The sequence below is a fragment of the Psychromicrobium silvestre genome, from assembly GCF_013408295.1.
Classification (GTDB): domain Bacteria; phylum Actinomycetota; class Actinomycetes; order Actinomycetales; family Micrococcaceae; genus Renibacterium; species Renibacterium silvestre.
Map to the genome: position 1 here is coordinate 903,204 of NZ_JACBYQ010000002.1, position 15,600 is coordinate 918,803.

General features: G+C 60.0%; 14 protein-coding genes. 3 read left to right on the forward strand and 11 right to left on the reverse strand.

The genetic code is table 11. The features are described from left to right. Positions 1-11: 11 nt before the first annotated feature. The 7 genes from FHU41_RS12180 to FHU41_RS12210 all read right to left on the reverse strand — a co-directional run bounded on the left by FHU41_RS12180 (position 12) and on the right by FHU41_RS12210 (position 6,960). Positions 12-932 (reverse strand): aminoacyl--tRNA ligase-related protein, encoded by a 921-nt coding sequence (locus FHU41_RS12180; RefSeq protein ID WP_179389907.1) that lies wholly within the window; start codon positions 930-932, stop codon positions 12-14. Next, the gene (locus tag FHU41_RS15420) at positions 929-2,110 is read right to left on the reverse strand and encodes an acyl-CoA dehydrogenase family protein (RefSeq protein WP_179389908.1); all 1,182 of its coding nucleotides are present in this window, start codon (positions 2,108-2,110) and stop codon (positions 929-931) included. Before FHU41_RS15420 ends, FHU41_RS12180 begins: the two co-directional genes overlap by 4 nt. Then, positions 2,103-2,354, reverse strand: a complete 252-nt coding sequence (locus tag FHU41_RS12190) for an acyl carrier protein (protein ID WP_179389909.1) — start codon at positions 2,352-2,354, stop codon at positions 2,103-2,105. The genes FHU41_RS15420 and FHU41_RS12190 overlap by 8 nt, the downstream gene beginning before the upstream one ends. A 40-nt stretch (positions 2,355-2,394) precedes the next feature. Further along, positions 2,395-3,486: an alpha/beta hydrolase gene (locus FHU41_RS12195; protein ID WP_179389910.1), complete on the reverse strand. Its 1,092-nt coding sequence runs from the start codon at positions 3,484-3,486 to the stop codon at positions 2,395-2,397. After that, entirely contained in the window at positions 3,483-4,598 is a 1,116-nt protein-coding gene (locus FHU41_RS12200) for a glycosyltransferase family 4 protein (protein ID WP_179389911.1), read from the reverse strand. Before FHU41_RS12200 ends, FHU41_RS12195 begins: the two co-directional genes overlap by 4 nt. Beyond that, a complete protein-coding gene (locus FHU41_RS12205; RefSeq protein ID WP_218847212.1) occupies positions 4,585-5,964 on the reverse strand; it encodes an exopolysaccharide biosynthesis polyprenyl glycosylphosphotransferase in 1,380 nt (459 codons plus the stop codon). Before FHU41_RS12205 ends, FHU41_RS12200 begins: the two co-directional genes overlap by 14 nt. Positions 5,965-6,210: 246 nt before the next feature. Further along, a complete protein-coding gene (locus tag FHU41_RS12210; protein ID WP_179389913.1) occupies positions 6,211-6,960 on the reverse strand; it encodes a hypothetical protein in 750 nt (249 codons plus the stop codon). Positions 6,961-7,197: 237 nt separating this feature from the next. On the opposite strand from FHU41_RS12210, the gene FHU41_RS12215 reads away from it, so the two are divergent. Continuing rightward, positions 7,198-8,904 carry a sigma-70 family RNA polymerase sigma factor gene (locus FHU41_RS12215; RefSeq protein ID WP_179389914.1) on the forward strand — a complete coding sequence of 569 codons (1,707 nt, stop codon included), beginning with the start codon at positions 7,198-7,200 and terminating at the stop codon, positions 8,902-8,904. Between the two features lie 7 nt (positions 8,905-8,911). Here the strand turns inward: FHU41_RS12215 and FHU41_RS12220 are convergent, their stop codons facing one another. The 4 genes from FHU41_RS12220 to FHU41_RS12235 form a co-directional block, all read right to left on the reverse strand. Continuing rightward, entirely contained in the window at positions 8,912-9,541 is a 630-nt protein-coding gene (locus FHU41_RS12220) for a TetR/AcrR family transcriptional regulator (RefSeq protein ID WP_179389915.1), read from the reverse strand. A gap of 162 nt (positions 9,542-9,703) precedes the next feature. Then, positions 9,704-10,828: a Gfo/Idh/MocA family protein gene (locus FHU41_RS12225; protein WP_343046324.1), complete on the reverse strand. Its 1,125-nt coding sequence runs from the start codon at positions 10,826-10,828 to the stop codon at positions 9,704-9,706. A 3-nt stretch (positions 10,829-10,831) separates the two neighbouring features. Beyond that, a complete protein-coding gene (locus FHU41_RS12230; RefSeq protein ID WP_179389916.1) occupies positions 10,832-11,935 on the reverse strand; it encodes a Gfo/Idh/MocA family protein in 1,104 nt (367 codons plus the stop codon). Continuing rightward, positions 11,932-12,690, reverse strand: coding sequence for a sugar phosphate isomerase/epimerase family protein (locus FHU41_RS12235; RefSeq protein ID WP_179389917.1), 759 nt, complete (start codon positions 12,688-12,690; stop codon positions 11,932-11,934). The genes FHU41_RS12230 and FHU41_RS12235 overlap by 4 nt, the downstream gene beginning before the upstream one ends. A 139-nt stretch (positions 12,691-12,829) precedes the next feature. Here FHU41_RS12235 and FHU41_RS12240 point away from each other — a divergent pair, with 139 nt between their 5' ends. Both FHU41_RS12240 and FHU41_RS12245 read left to right on the forward strand, forming a co-directional pair. Continuing rightward, positions 12,830-14,038, forward strand: a complete 1,209-nt coding sequence (locus tag FHU41_RS12240) for an ROK family transcriptional regulator (protein WP_179389918.1) — start codon at positions 12,830-12,832, stop codon at positions 14,036-14,038. 155 nt (positions 14,039-14,193) lie between these two features. Next, positions 14,194-15,498, forward strand: a complete 1,305-nt coding sequence (locus FHU41_RS12245; protein WP_343046325.1) for an ABC transporter substrate-binding protein — start codon at positions 14,194-14,196, stop codon at positions 15,496-15,498. Positions 15,499-15,600: the final 102 nt, after the last annotated feature.

Consider the following 15,600-nt stretch of genomic DNA (forward strand, 5'->3'; position numbering starts at 1 on the left):
CCCTCCCGGCTTCAGAGGTCCAGCGCGGTTCGCACCGCTGAAGGCCAAGCTGAAACCTCGACGCCGTGGCGTGCAACCAGAGCTAGCATGATCCGTTCTAGCCCAAAACCGAAGCAGCCACTATGCGCAACCGAGCCGTCCTCCGCGGTAATGGAGAAGTTCTCGCCGAAGTGGCTTTGGTGCCAGTTTCCGGAGGCGATCGCCGTCGGGTGCCCAGGGAAGACCTCGGTGAGTACCTCAAACTTGAGTTTGGCCTCGCGCTGACCCGAGGCGAGGAGTCGCCCGGCTCGACCGAAGAAGGGATCGTTGGCGCTCTCTACTGTGATCTGCAGGCCGAGGGACTCCAGTAATTCCTGGCTCAATCGAAGCCAGAGGTCTCGGTGCCCGCGGGCTTGCTCCTCGGTGCCAAGCACAACGTACTCACGCATCCGGAAAGCCACCATCCGGAACGGATCGTCGGAAGGCTCATTTCGGAAACAATCACCGGTGAGCTGATAGCACTCGCCGCGCACCGTGCTGCCTTCTAAATGCGCATAGAGCGGGTGACAAACCGCCGGGATCAGGGCAAAACCGCTGGGGTCCAGTTGTTCTTCCCAAGGTTCTCCGGTCGCTGCCGCAGCCAGCAGCGAACCATGTGCCTTGCTATCGCCAGAGAAGGTGCTGATCAAGCCGAGCAACTGCGGGAAGGACGCCACATAGTCGGTACGGCTCAGCAGCTCCTGGCTGTTGACCGGAGGGAAACGCAGAGTGTTCAGGGCCGGGTAGTCCTGCTCTCCAGCAATTCTGGAACTCAGCGTCTGCAATCCAGTCACCACGGCCTCGGCCGCGCCACCCAAACCGTTCACTCCCCGGGCGAGGGTGGGAATGAGCCAGCCGTGCTCGACCAGTTTCTGGCCAAATTCGATCCGTTGCTGGTCTAGGACGGTGCTCATCGTTCTCCTCGGGAAACCAATAGCAGGGTGGAAGTGTGCTGGTAGATCCGGTCGTTATTGACCATGATGGAAGGCGCTATGCTGTCCCGGTACAGCCGAGCTAGGCTCAGCGGTGATCGGTTCGCGAACCCGGCGATACCAACAATGACCATGGCGTCGCCGACGATTTTCCGCACTTGATCCGCCGCAGAGACCTTAAGGGTGTTCATTGAGATGGCGAATTGCAGGCTTTCCAGAGTCTTGGGCTCTTGCCAAGCCTGCTGGTAGCGATGCACGGCGGACCGCACTAGATCTGTCATGGATTGGAGGCTGACCTCTAGCTCCGCCAATCTGAGGGCCGAGGGCGGCGGGTTCTCCGGCGTCTTTCGGGCCGCTTTCTGTACCACCGAACGAGCCTGACCGCCTGCCTGGGTTGCCATCCCCAGCCAGACCGAGGCCCAGAGGGTATGAGCCGCCGGAAGCATGGTCTCGGCGGAAATCTTTTCAAACGGATCGTCCAGAACGCCGGCGGCCGTAGTTGTTCCGGAGAGTTCAAAGCCTTCGGAGCAGGTGCCGCGCATGCCGAGCGCGTCCCAGCCGAAAGTTCTGTTCAGCGTATTGTCTCCGGCGGGGAGATAGACCAGAACCTGATCGCTGCCGACGGCTTCTTCATTTCTTCGAGCGGTGACCAGAATGGCATCGGCGAAGCGTCCGTACGAGATTACCGGACAGGTCTTTTTCAGCTCGATCCGGCCGTCGTTGAGAGTGCGGACGGCGCAGGAGGAGGTCCGGCTGTCGCCACCGATGTTCACCTCGGTGGTGGCAGAGGCCAGCAAGAGCTGATTGCTTGCGCAGTCACGTTGAACCTGAAGCAAGTATTCGGAGCGGCCATGCCGAGCCAGGCAGAGCAACTGGATGTAATGCATGGCCAGAATCATCCCGCTAGAGGAACAAACTCGTCCCAACTGCTCGAGGATTCGGCAGAGCTCTGTGATGCCTAGGCCCAGTCCTCCCAGTTCCACCGGTACGGCAGCCCCCAAAAGCGAGCCCGCTCGGGCGGCTTCGATCGCTTCGACCGGGAACCGAGAATTTTCGTCTACCTCAAAAGCATGTTGGGCTGCGACTTCCACCAAGCGGTCGATGGCGTTTTGAAGGCTATCTTCTTCGATCCGTTCGGTCTCCCGAACCGGCCTAACCACGGCCTATCTCCGACAAGCCGTCGGCGATGCTCTGCACGGAGGAGAAGGTTGCCTTAGTCAGCATTTCCTCCGGAAACTCCACATCGAAAGCATCTTCCAGCGCCAGCATCACATTGACGCTGGCATGGGAGGTCATCCCGGCAGCGTAAAGATCGCTGCTCGGAGTGATTTCTTCGATTCCTACCGCCAATTTGGCGTGTTCGGCAATGACGTCACGGATTTTTTCCCCAATATTCAATTCCATGTCAACCTGTCGTTTAGTGTTCGATAGCTGCGGAGTTTCATCAGGGGTTCCCTATACCCGATGTATTCGCCAGTGCGAGCGAACCCGCCAGCTGCGGCATCAGATGACGCAGGGCGGCTCCCCAACAATTCCAATTATGCCCGCCATCACAGCCCGGGAGGCTTTCCCCGATCTGATTGACAAATTTGTTACCGATTTGGAACATCAACTGGGCGAAGTCCGTGGAACTTTGCCGTAGCTGCCATTCCAACTGTTGAGGGTCGTCCAGATTGTTGCCCGTGGTGCCCTTCCCGGCATAGAGAACCACAGTGGTCTGAGTCAGCGCGCCAATCTTGGTCCGTGGATCGTGCGCCGTCCACTGAGCCTCGCTAGTTGTGGAGCCCTGCCCGAAGATAGCATCCGAGGAACCGGTGAGCGTTTTGGATTCGCTTTTTATCAACGATCGGATCTGCGGGAAGCCCCAATCCAGCGGCCCGGAGAGGCTCGCCGCGAAGGAAAACAGCTCAGGCCGGTCCTCGGCGTAGTGGATGGCTCCATACCCTCCCGCAGAGGCGCCGATGATCGCTCGGCCCGATCGATTCGCAATGGTCTTCAGATGACCATCCACCCAGGGGAGCAATTCATCGAGGTGGAAGCTTTCCCAGTTCTGACTCAAGTCGGGGGAGTCTGTCCAATCCGAGTACCAGCCGGCCTTACCGTCGTCGGGCATCACTGCAATCAACTGCTGGCCGCTCAAGATCGACTCGGCACCACCCTGCTCCGTCCAGTCGGTATAGCTGCTATCCGGGCTGGTGCCCGGAAATAGGTAGACCACGGGGTAGCTGCGGGAGGCTTGATAGTCCGTGGGCAGCGTGATCCTGAAGCCATTCCCCCCGGAGGTAGCGCCGTCGTCGATAAGGGGGGTGGTGATTTTCAGGTCATAGGTGCGATCACTAATCTTGTTCGCACTGAGGACCTGAATGCCGTGGCTGGGCTGTTGATAGTCCGAGGAGGTGAGGAACGGAGCTACCGTCTGCTCCGAAGTTGCCACACCCGCACAAGCCGAAATTGTCAGTAGCCCGGTCAGCAGGAGCGAGATCAGGGTGATCGAGGTGCCGCCGCGTACCTTCCGCGAGCGATGAGTGCTTTTCAAACTCGGGCGCCAAGGTTCCCGGACTGCACTGTTTTCTTGGTGTGATTCCGGTACACCTTCAATAGTGCTTCCCGTTGAGCCTCTGCGTTATTGCCGCTGAGCGCCGCCCGACTGTCGGCGACCGCCTCGGCTCGGTAGAACGGATCGCGGAGTGAGTCCCACAGTGCCGGAAGCTCCTTGGGCGCCTTGATGCGAAGGGGAAGATCGATTCCAGTGAAGGCTGGGATATCCCGGACCACGGTGGCCACCCGCAGGGCAGCCGCCTCCAAGATGGCCAAGGGGAAGCCCTCCCAGGCGGCGGTGTGCAGATAGATGTCCTGGGCAGCTAGCCTTTGGAGCAGCTCGGCGCGGGGAATCCAGCCGGTCACCTCGATGCCTGCTTCTTCTAACTTGGTGGTGGAGGATTGGTCACCGCCACCAAGCCAGCTGGCCTTCACCTGATAGCCCCGCTCCCGCAAAGCCTCGATCGAGGCTAGGAAGAATTCGGGGTCCTTTTGCGGTCCCAGCCGCCCCGCCCCGGCCACGGCCAAGGTCTCGGTGTGCACGGAGACGGAATCTGGTGCGGTGTCAGCGGTTCCGATCTCGATGGCAGCATTGGGAATATAGCTTAGCTGCGGTGAGCCGGGCCAGTGTCGGGAGAGCCGAGCCTCGCGGGGCGAGCAGGCAGCAATCACCGTGGTGTTGAACGCCAGCCCCCATTCGATGGCGCGTAAAGCCAGCCGAAGTGGTGCCGCTAGATCCTGCCGTTCGAAGGCATAGCAATGCGGTGTATAGACCTGTTTCAAGGTCCGGGATTTGCTGACCGCAAGCCGACTGTAAAAACCGGCATAGGAAGAGTGGGCGTGTACGACGTCGGGCCGCAACTGCCGGACCCGCTCAGCTACCGCTTGGATCCGCTGCCGATGGCCAGCCGGGAGTTGCCCGACCGATTCAAAAGCGGCAGACCAAGCGGTACCCAGTGCTTCGGTTTCGTCGCGCGGCACATAGAGCAAGTGATGTTCGAACTCTGAGGTGTTGTGCACGTAATCGAAAAGCGCGGTGGAGACCCCGGCTCCCATGGCCTCGGTGATATGCAGGATACGCCGGGGCGAGTCCTGCTCAGACCGCACCATCACCCCTGACAACCGCGGAGACCGTTCGTGCCAGAATGCGGAGATCCTGAGCCAGGCTCCAATTCTGGGCGTAGTAGCGATCCAGCATAATGGCTTCTTCCCAGCTCAGCCGTGAACGGCCGCTGATTTGCCACATTCCGGTCATCCCCGGCAGCACACCGAGGCGCTGCTTGGCGGTCTGGTCGTATAAAGCGACCTCTGCGGGACGCTGCGGCCGGGGGCCGACCAACGACATCGATCCGCCGAAGACATTGAACAATTGGGGCAACTCGTCAAGCGAGAGTCGACGCATTACGCCGCCAATCCGGGTGATCCGTGGGTCCGAATCAACCTTGAAGAGCGGCTTGTCGGCACTGCCCTGAGCCTTGAGTAGAGCCTGTAGTTGGGCATCCGCACCAACCACCATGGAGCGGAACTTCAAGATATTGAAGGGCTGTTCATCAATGCCGATTCGCTCTTGTTTGTAGAACACCGGGCCGGAGCTGCTCAGCTTGACGATAAGTGCCAGCACGGCCAACAAGGGCGAGAAGACCAGGATGAGCAATCCGGAACCGACAATATCCATCACGCGTTTTCCGGCTCGGGTACCCAGATGCTGGTAGGGGGCGTCGATTTCGACCATCAGCTTATTGCCTTCGGTGCGGGTGCGCGTCCTAGTGGTGCTGATCGGGTGGCCAAAGGAGACCATTCGAATGGTGACGTGCATTTTCCGCAATTCCCAGCTGAGCCGGTCGATCAGATCTCGATCGATCTGCAAGTCGAGCGGAAGTTCGACGGCGGTCGCCTTAGTGAACTTGATGTATTGGGAGAGCCTGCGGATGAACTCTTCGGGCTGGGCTAACTGCTCCTGGCTCAGCATGAAGGTATGAACTGCTCTACGGGAACCGGAGCTATCTTCGAGAGGTGATTCTGCCGTCACCACCGAGACCACATGGTTCCCGCGGAACTGCTTCAGGATGAACCGACCAAGCACGTCCAATGCGGTCAGTGCCAGCAGGGTCAAGGTCAGTCGGGCCAGGGGAATCTGCTGGCCGAAGACTAGATTGATCAAACTCACGATCGCCATCACCAGGCTGGCAGCCCAGACCGACAGTGTGGGGCGGGGCAAAGCAGCCCGCTCCATCGAGAAGCCCCTAATCCCGGCTAAACAAGTAAGCCACATTGCAGCGGCGGCCAGAGTCAGCCAGAACTCGCGGAAATTAGCGAAGGGCCAGATCAACGATCCTAAGATGACGACGGCCACTACGGACAGATCGAGAACAACGAGTAACTCGACAAACCTGCCGGAACTGCGTCGATGACCGTTGGCCGCGGGTGCCTCGGGAACCCCGAAGGAGCTCAGCGGCGCGGTGCGATGAGTCCGCACGGGCGTATGGTGCCCGTGATGGATGGTGTTTCTACGCTGATCAACCTGTGTCATGCCACGACCAATTGATCGATAAATCTGGATTGCATCCTATATACCCCAATTTTTAGAAATGTATCCTTGTGGTTCTGCCGAACCGCATGAACGGCCCCCTGAAGACCGTTCATTTGTTGAGTGTGAGTTACCGGCAATTCATGACGGCATCCACGGAAATTTCTTTTTTAACTTTGATCGCTGCCCCAATTTTCAGCGATGCATACTGTTCAGTAACTGCTGAAAATTCGCTTCCTGCTGCGGAAGTGGCTCGCAGGTCAACTTGCTATGAAAATTCTGGAACTTCAGGGAAATCGATATTTTTGCCTGGCAGTTAAGTAGCGCCGCAAAAAAATCCGGTGATTTCGGAGCCAGGATGTATACCGTGCTGCCCTCGTACATCATGGTGGCTTCGATGCCGCGGAAAACCTCCAGGAAAATCGAGCCGAGAACGGTCAGCTGAGTCCAAGTTAGTGGTTCCACCTTGTCGTACTTCGGTGACAGGGTGAGCGCGGCCAGTACGATCGGTGCCGTGTCCCCGGCAAGCTGTAAGTCGTAGAGCATCCTGGAGAAATGTGCTTTGGTGCCGAGCCCAGTTACCGGGTCGGTGCAGGAGAATGGATCAGTTTCTTCGGTCTGAGTAACCCAGCCCTCGACGAAGGCCTGAATGGCATTCAGGTTGGGGTGTCTTAGGCTCGCCTTGAAATAGCAACGGAAGTCGATGAGTGCCTCCGTGACCCCAACGCCCTGTCGGCAGCGCGCAGCCCCAAGTTGCCTCGCGGAGTCAAGGAGTGAGGCTCCTTGCCAGCCCTGATCGATTACTTGCTCAACTTCCGGCATCCACCAGTCTTGGGCGACCCTCCAGTGCGCGCGACTGCTGATAGTCCGCCAGCGTCGGAGCATTTGCCGGGAGATCACTCCACGGGGCACCGGGCTGTATTGGTCGACAAGTTCCATATTCATTAAGTGTTCCAGTGCCACGGATCGTGACGGCGTTTGAGAATGGCTTTTTACCGAGCCTTGCAGTAGCTGTGAGAGGACGAATTACTTGTTGATCGAAAAGTGCGTTTTAGCGGCTCTAGCAATCGAATTCTTGCTAAGATGCGCCGCTGATGCCCACCTGTTTGCTTGACTGCACTTTCAGCGGCACACTAGAGAGAGGCTCGCTTGATCAGAGAGCAGAGTTTGGGGAGCAGGTTTATGCAGGAGGAAAAGGGTCGCTTGGGCGGGTCTCAACTTACCGAAACGGTAGGGGACGGCGAACTGATAGCCAGGGTTCGCGGCGGGGACACCGAAGCATTCGAAATATTGTTCCAACGTCACCAAGGGGTGGCGCTCCTTGTTGCGCGTAAAAATTCTGATAATGCTTCAGATGCTGAAGACGCTGTATCAGAAGCCTTCTCCTCAGTTTTCCAGTCCTTGCGGGAGGGGAAGGGCCCGGATTCCTTCTTCAGAGCCTATTTGCTAACCGTTATCACCAGGGTTGCCCGGCGCCGAAATGTTGCTGCCGGAAGGGTGGCCGCAACGGATGACGAGTTACTACTCGATCAGCCCGTACAGTCCCAAGATACGGTGCTTGCCGAGTTCGAGAACGACGCGGTTTCTCACGCCTTCAAGAGCCTGCCCGAACGGTGGCAGGCGGTGCTTTGGTACCTGGACATTGAGGGGATGAAGCCCGCGGCGGCAGCGCCGTTGCTGGGCTTGTCTGCGAATGCTGTTTCCGCCTTGGCGCTGCGAGCCCGGGATGGTCTGCGCAAGGAATATTTGCAAAACCATGTCCGGCAGACCACCGAGAGCGATCCTTGCTCGCCCTATGCTTCCAAGCTCGGCGCTTATGCCATGCACACCTTGCGCCGTTCGAGTCGGCTAGAGGTAAAGGCGCATCTGGATGATTGTCTCCGTTGCACCGCGGCCCTGCTCGATCTAAGCGATGTTGGTGCCGCCATGAAAGCCTTCGTGCTGCCTGGCGTGGTGGGCTTCGGCTTCGCCGAATGGCTCAGCCTTTCCCCCGCTGCGGCAGGAGCCGGGAAACTGGCGCTCGCTTGGGCGCCGGTTAAGAGCATGGCTAGTGCAGGGGTGTCTCAGCTACACGGCCTCGGAGCTTTCGCTCTTACCACTGCCGCGGGAGTGGTAATTTCAGCCGCCGTAGCCACCACCGCCGTGGCCACTTCCGGTTTTGGTGCCTGGAAGGAGCCCACCCCGCAAGCGGACGAGCCGGTGGGGATCTCGGTCTCCCAGGTGCAGACTGCTTCGCAGAAGTCCTCTGCGCAGGCTTCTCCGTCCTCCTCCATGGGAAGTCAGGCCTCGGAGATATCCGCCGGTGCAAGCGCCCCCACATCGGCACCTGCGCAGTTGCCGATCGCGACCGCGCAGACCCCAGCTCAGCCAAGTAGCGCGCCGACCAGTTCTCCGCAGCCTACTGCGGCCAGCTCTTCGCAGCCTACGGCGACGAACTCCCCGTCGTCGGCTCCGTCTGAACCGGCAGCCCAAGCCACGACTCCGCCGGCTGCCACCAAAACTCCCACGGCTCCGATAGTGGTTCCTACTACGCCGGCTGCTGCTACCACGATAACCGGCACGGCCAATGGTTCTGGATCACGGCCGAACCATCTGACCACGGTAAGTTTTTCCGCCTCCGGATCGGCATCGCTCGGTCCCGCTAAGGTGACCTTCAGCTTGCGGGGCAACCCCAATTCCTCCTTCGGCAATTGGGTACATCAGCCTGTGGGCTGGAACTGCCAGACGGCTGGAACCACGGTGACCTGCGTCTCGACCCAGCCCTCGCGCAGCGATCTGAGTTTTGCAGGTTACATACATGCTCACGGCGCAAGCGGTTCGACGATCTTGCATTACGAGTACTCCGCACCGGGTATCACGACGTTCGCTCAGGACTACGCGATCCAGTAGTAGTCGTTTAGGCGGCACCGCTGGTGATTTTTATAGCGTTTCCCGCGGCGTCGAAGCGCGCCCCGGCTCCTGCTTGGATGAAACGTACCGCAGCCTCGATCCCTGACTCATCTGCTGTGGTCCGGGAGGCGCTCGCGGTCAGTGAACCGTGAATTAGGTGGGCCAGGTCGGTCACTTCCGTGCGTGGCAAGTAACCCTGATCTACCGCCGCCTGCAGGATGTCTTGTAAAAGTTTGCTCAGTTCCCCAACGTGCACGGAGAGCTTGGCGAAAGACTCCGCGGAGAGAACCGAGCGCATCGCCGGTCCCGGCGGTAGGTGGCGCTTCGAGAGATCTTCGATTTGTGCTCGAACGTAGCAGGCTAGCTGATCCACCGGATTATCCAGTCCGGCCAGCTCATGTTTCAAATCAGTGAGGAAGCGCCCGGTTTCATCGAGCGCGTAGGCGACCAGCAACTGCTCCAGATCGGCGAAGTAATTGTAGATTGCGGTTCTGCCCACTCCTGCTCGCCGGGCCACATCGGTCATGGTCAAACCGGGCAGCCCATGGGTGAAGAGGAGCTCCCCGAAAGCGTCGAGTACCTTGCGCTGAGTCAGCTCGCGCTGTTCGGCGTTGCTGGAGGCGAGAATACGTGGCATGTAGACACTTTAGCCGATTCCGTCATCAAACCCCCACCCTGCAATCCCAGTTGTCCCACTGCGTGGTGCTGAAGTGGCGGAAGTCTTCTCAAAAACGTCACATCTGCAACACCAGTAACATTCAGTGGGACAACTGGGTAGAGATCTGGGGTGGTGGTGGGGTTAGAGGGGTTGGCGGGTGCCTTGGGCGGCGCTTGATCGGCTAATCGCATCGAGCACCGTCTGTACCTGCAAACCCTCGGCGAAGGACGGCGAGGGCGGCCGGCCGGCTTCGATGCAGAGCAGGAAATCCCGGATCTGGTGGCTGAAGCTGTGCTCCCAGCCGATCACATGACCCGGTGGCCACCAGGCGTCTAGATACGGATGGCTAGCTTCGGTGACCAGAATCTTTCGGAAACCTTGCTCTCCGAGCGGCAAGTCGGAATCGAAGAACTCAAGCTCGTTCAGCCGTTCCAGGTCGAAGCGAAGGGCACCGCGACTGCCGTAGATTTCCAATTGCAGAGCGTTCTTCCGGCCGGTAGCAGCCCGGGACACCTCAACGCTAGCCAGTGCCCCCGACTCAAGATCCAAGGTGGCCCAGGCCGCATCGTCCACCGTCACCGGCTCCAAGCCATCGGGTCCCGGACGGGAAGGCACAAAGGTCTGCAGTCTGCCGGAGACCGAACGCACCTTCTCGCCCAGCACGAACTGAATAAGGTCGACGACGTGGCTTGCGATATCGCCGAGCGCACCCGAGCCTGCGGTTTCCTTGCGTAGCCGCCAACTCATCCCGGCGTTCTCATCAGCCAGCCAGTCCTGCAGGTAACTGCCCTTGACCTGGCGGATGGTGCCGAGCCTGCCGGCGGCGACGAGTTCCCGAGCCAGCGCGAGAGCCGGTACCCGCCGATAGTTGTAACCCACCATGGAGAACACCCCACGCGATTCAGCCCTCGCCGCAGCCTCAACCATGTTCCGAGCCTCGGTAACAGAATTGGCTAACGGCTTCTCAACCAGCACATGCTTCCCCGCAGCCAGGGCGGCGATCGCGATCTCGGCATGCGTCCAACCCGGCGTGCAAATATCCACAACCTGGATATCGTCACGCTCTAGAACGCGTCGCCAGTCCGTTTCCGACTCGGCCCAGCCATAGCGTTCGGCGGCAGCCGCGGTGGCGGTGGCATCACGACCCACCAAGACCTTCTGTTCATAACGCGGCACGTCGAACACTGCGCCGACATTGCGCCAGGCAGCAGAGTGGGCTTTGCCCATAAAGGCATAGCCGATGACCGCGACTCCTAACGCATCCACGGCTCAGCCTTCCAAGGTCTTTGCGTAGGGATCCCAGCCCTCGGGCAGGGCCTCGGTGCGCGGTGCCGTGGAATTGAGGCGAACGAATTCGCCGCGTTCTGCGGATTCTGCAATCGCCACCATGGCATCCACCACATGGTACGCCTGAGCTCCAGTGGCCCGATGTGGCTGATCGGCACGCAGCGAGCGAGCCAAATCGAGTACGCCAAGCCCTCTGCCCGCGGCAGCCCCGGAACTCGGCACCGTGGTCCACTCATCGGAACCTTTCGCGCAGATCTTAATGTCGCCGTCGAAATTATTCGGATCGGGAAGCGCGATAGTCGCCTCGCTGCCGGTAATCTCGACGAAGCCCATCCGCGGCTTGGGGGAGTCAAAGCTGAAGGTGCTCTGCGCCGAACCGCCCTCCGCGAACTGCAATAGCGCGCCAATATGGGTGGGTACCTCCACCTCGAAGCTTTCCCCGGCCTTCGGGCCGGAGCCGATCACGCGCGAGGTTTGAGCCTTTGAGCCAAGGGCCGCGACCTGGGAGATGGAACCGAAGGTCTGCATCAGGGCGGTCAGATAATAAGGACCCATATCGAAAAGCGGGCCGGCGCCTTGCTGGAAGAGGAAGGCCGGATTAGGGTGCCAGGATTCCGGGCCGGGGGACTGGAACAAAGTGAGCGCGGTTAGCGGTTGGCCAATATCTCCACCTTCGATCATTCGACGCGCGGTTTGCAGTCCGGCACCCAGGAAGGTATCCGGAGCGCAGCCCAGACGTAGCCCGGCTACCTCCGCTGCCGCTAGCAGGCCGAGACCACTTTGCCGGTCCAGGGAGAAAGGTTTCTCGCTCCAGACATGCTTTCCGGCGGCCACCGCAGCGCTGGCGACCTCCACGTGGGCGGCTGGAATGGTCAGATTGACCACGATCTCCACCTCGGGGTGGTTCAGCGCCGTCTCAACTCCGCCGTGGCTCTCAACCCCAAATTCTGCCGCCCGCTCGGCGGCTGCGGCCTCGAAAAGATCGGCTACCACGTGGACCTTGAGGTCCGGGAAGGCTGTGAGATTCTCCAGATACTGCTTGCTGATGACGCCAGCGCCAATGACGGCTACGCCCACCGGGCTCATGAGTCAGCCTTGAGGTAAGCCAGGCTCTGAGCCAGGCCCTCGAAGATGTCGCCGCGGAAGTCGTCGAATTCCACCACTCCGACCTGTAGGGCTGGAACCGCCGCGAGAACGGCAGCGATATCTACTTTGCCCTGCCCTGCGGGAAGCTGGTCCAAGGGTTCGGTGCTGAGCGGCCCGTCCTTGAGGTGGATGAATTTCACCCGGTCGCCCAGTCGGCGCAGCAGCTCTGCAGGGTCCTGGCCGGAGACCGCAGCCCAATAGGTATCCACTTCGAGCACGACGGCGTCATCAAGGGTTTCGGTCAGCACTTCCAAGGCGGTGGTTCCGTCAATTTCGGTGCCCGGCTCCCACCAGTGGTTGTGGTAACCAACGGTAATGCCGTATTCGGTGCCCTTGGCGGCAGCCGCGTTCAGCCCGGCAGCAATCTGTTCGACGTCGGCCCGCGTCTTCCAGCGTTCCTCCGGGATGAAGGGATCAATGACGGTGCCGATACCGAGGGTCTTGGCTGCTTGAAAGATTTCGTCCTGATCGGAGCTGAGTAAGGGTGCATGCCCGCTCGGGGCGGTTAAGCCGTGTTTGCCGAGCGCTTCGGAGAGCGGAGCGGCGAGAGCCACGAAATTGTAGGGTTCCACCGAGAGGAACCCCAGTTCAGCAACTTTGGCAATGGTTCCGGCGAGATCGTCTTCCAGTTGGCGACGGACCGAGTAGAGCTGGACCGAAAGCTGCTGAAGTGGGAGTTGGAAAGGCTGGGTCATGTGTCGCTCCTTGTGGTTACTGGGTGAGCCGTGGATCACCATCTACTGTAGTTAACTTTTACCAATGGTCAAGCAAAAGTAGACATAAAACCGACAATACTTGTGACATGCAGGGCTTTGCCGTGCTATCACTGAGTTCATGTCTACGCCGCAGCGCAGCACCTCATTCGCCCAGAGTAGCCCAGTGGGCACACTCACCCGCGCCGGGGAGCTCTTTCAGATTTTTCGGGACGGGCAGGCTCGGACTCGCGCCGAATTGGCCGAAATGACCGGCTTGGCTCGTTCTACGGTGGCCGCTCGGCTGGACGCTTTGACCGCCCTCGGCCTGATTGGTCCCGCTGGTGAGGCGCTCTCCTCGGGCGGAAGGCCGCCGTCGCGGGTTGCCTTTAAGCCAGCCTCCGCGGTGATTTTGGCCGCAGATATCGGTGCCACCCACATGCTGGTTGGACTCACCGATTTGAGTGGCCGACTGATTGATGAGCGGCGGGCCGGTACGGACATCGCCGGCGGGCCGGAGGTGGTACTTGATCAGATGGTCGAGCTGGCTACTCAGCTCCTGGCCGCCTCCGGGCGGAGTTCCGGGGAGCTCGCCGGGATAGGGATCGGGCTGCCCGGGCCGGTAGAGCACAGCAGTGGCAAGCCGACTAACCCCCCGATTATGCCGGGATGGGATCGTTTCGATGTGCCGGGGTATATCCAGGGCAGCTTTGATACGCAGGTGCTAGTGGACAACGATGTGAACATTATGGCATTGGGGGAGCGGGCGGCTTTCTGGTCGGAAGCCCAGGATCTGCTTTTCGTTAAGGTGGCCACCGGAATTGGGTCCGGGGTAGTCTGCGGTGGGCTACTGCAGCGGGGGGCCGATGGCACCGCCGGGGATTTGGGGCACATTCGAGTACCGCGTGGCTCCGGAGTGTTCTGCCGTTGCGGCAACGAAGGTTGTTTGGAGGCGATCGCCTCCGGCCCGGCTATTGCGCGTGCGCTGAGTAAGGCCGGGCTGCCAGCCGTCGACGGTGAAGAAGTGCTGTCCCTGGTGCGGGCGGGCAATGTCCAGGCGATCCAGGCGATTCGGCAGGCCGGGCGCGACGTTGGTGATGTGCTGGCAACCTGTGTCAGCATGCTGAACCCAGCGGTGATAGTGATCGGAGGATCGCTAGCTGCCGCCGGTGAGCATTTGATTGCCGGGGTGCGTGAGGTGGTTTATAGCCGCTCGCTGCCGCTGGCCACCTCGCGGCTGCAGATTGTGCAATCCAGGGCGGCAGGTGAGGCAGGAGTGCTTGGAGCGAGCCGGATGGTTAGCGATCACGTGCTTTCAGCGGCCCGGATTGATGCGGCACTGAACAGTTGAACGGCTAATTTCGATAATTCTTTGCTAGAAATGTCGAGATTTGTCCGACTTTTGATTGACGATTGGCATAAGTTGCTCTATGTTGAGTACAACTTTGGCGCGGACTCATGGGGATGAGATCGTCCGGCGCCACACCATCGACAAGGAAGTCAAAAGTGAAAGTTCGCAAAATTGCTGCACTCGCGGCCATAACAGCTCTCGCACTCGGTACCGCCGCTTGCGGGGGGAACAGCTCTAGTAACAGCAGTTCCGGCGGTGGCACCCTGACCTATTGGGCCTCCAACCAGGGCACTAGCTTGGACAATGACAAGCAGACCCTGACTCCGGTGCTGCAGAAATTCGAGCAACAGACTGGAATCAAGGTCAATCTCGAAGTGATCGGCTGGAACGATCTGCAGACCCGAATCCAGACCGCTGTCACCTCGGGCCAGGCGCCCGACGTGGTCAATATTGGCAATACCTGGGCTTCTTCGCTGCAAGCCACCGGAGCCTTCTTGCCCTATGGCGACGCCGAGATGCAGGCAATTGGCGGTGCAGATAAGTTCGTGAAGACCGCGCTGGATACCGGAGGCGCGGCCGGGCAGCCGCCGACCTCGGTGCCGCTCTACGGCTTTGCCTATGGCCTGTACTACAACAAGGCGATGTTCACCGCCGCTGGCTTAAAGCCGCCGACCACCTGGGAAGACATGGTGGCGGATGCCAAGAAGCTGACCACAGGGGGCAAGCACGGATTCGCCTTGGCAGCTGGTAGCTACACCGAGAACGCGCACTTCGCTTTCATTAACTCCGCCCAGGAAGGCGCCGAGCTCTTCGACGGGAACGCTCAGCCGACCTTCGACTCAGACGGAGTGGTGAACGGAATCAAGCGGTACCTGGACCTGATGCAGACCGACAAAGTGGCCGATGTGGCGAATGTTCAGTATGACAATGCGACCAAGGTGGTCAATGACTTCGCGACCGGCAAAGTCGCGATGGCACTGACCCAGAACAATGCGGATAACTCGATCGTGGCCAATGGCATGAAGAGCGATGCCTACGGCGTGGTTCCCCTCCCGTCACCGCAGGGCGCGAAGCAGCAGGTCGCCAGCTTCGTGGCAGGGATCAACCTCTCCGTCTTCAAGAACACCAAGAACAAGGATGCCGCGCTGCAGTTCGTGAAGTTCATGACTAGCTCGGAGACGCAGACCACCCTGGGTAAGCCGTTCTCCTCGCTGCCGGTACTCAAGGATGCCAAGCCGGTGTTTACCGATAACGCCGAGGAGGCAGCAACCTTCGCGGACATCTACTCCAATAAGTCCAAGCCGCTACCGTTGACGGCCAATGAGGACCAGTTTGAGAGCACGGTGGGCAAGGCTATGAACCAGTTCTTCGCGAAGATCGCTTCCGGCGGCACGGTGAGCGCCGACGAGATCCGCGAAGCGCTCAAAACCGCCCAGCAGCAGGTAGCCGCGGCCGGATAAGACCGCTGGGGGCGCTCCATCTCTTGCACGCACTCTTGCACGCGGCGATATCGAAGTGATGTCAAAGCGATATTCGCAGGCGATGGCGCGCCCCCTACGATC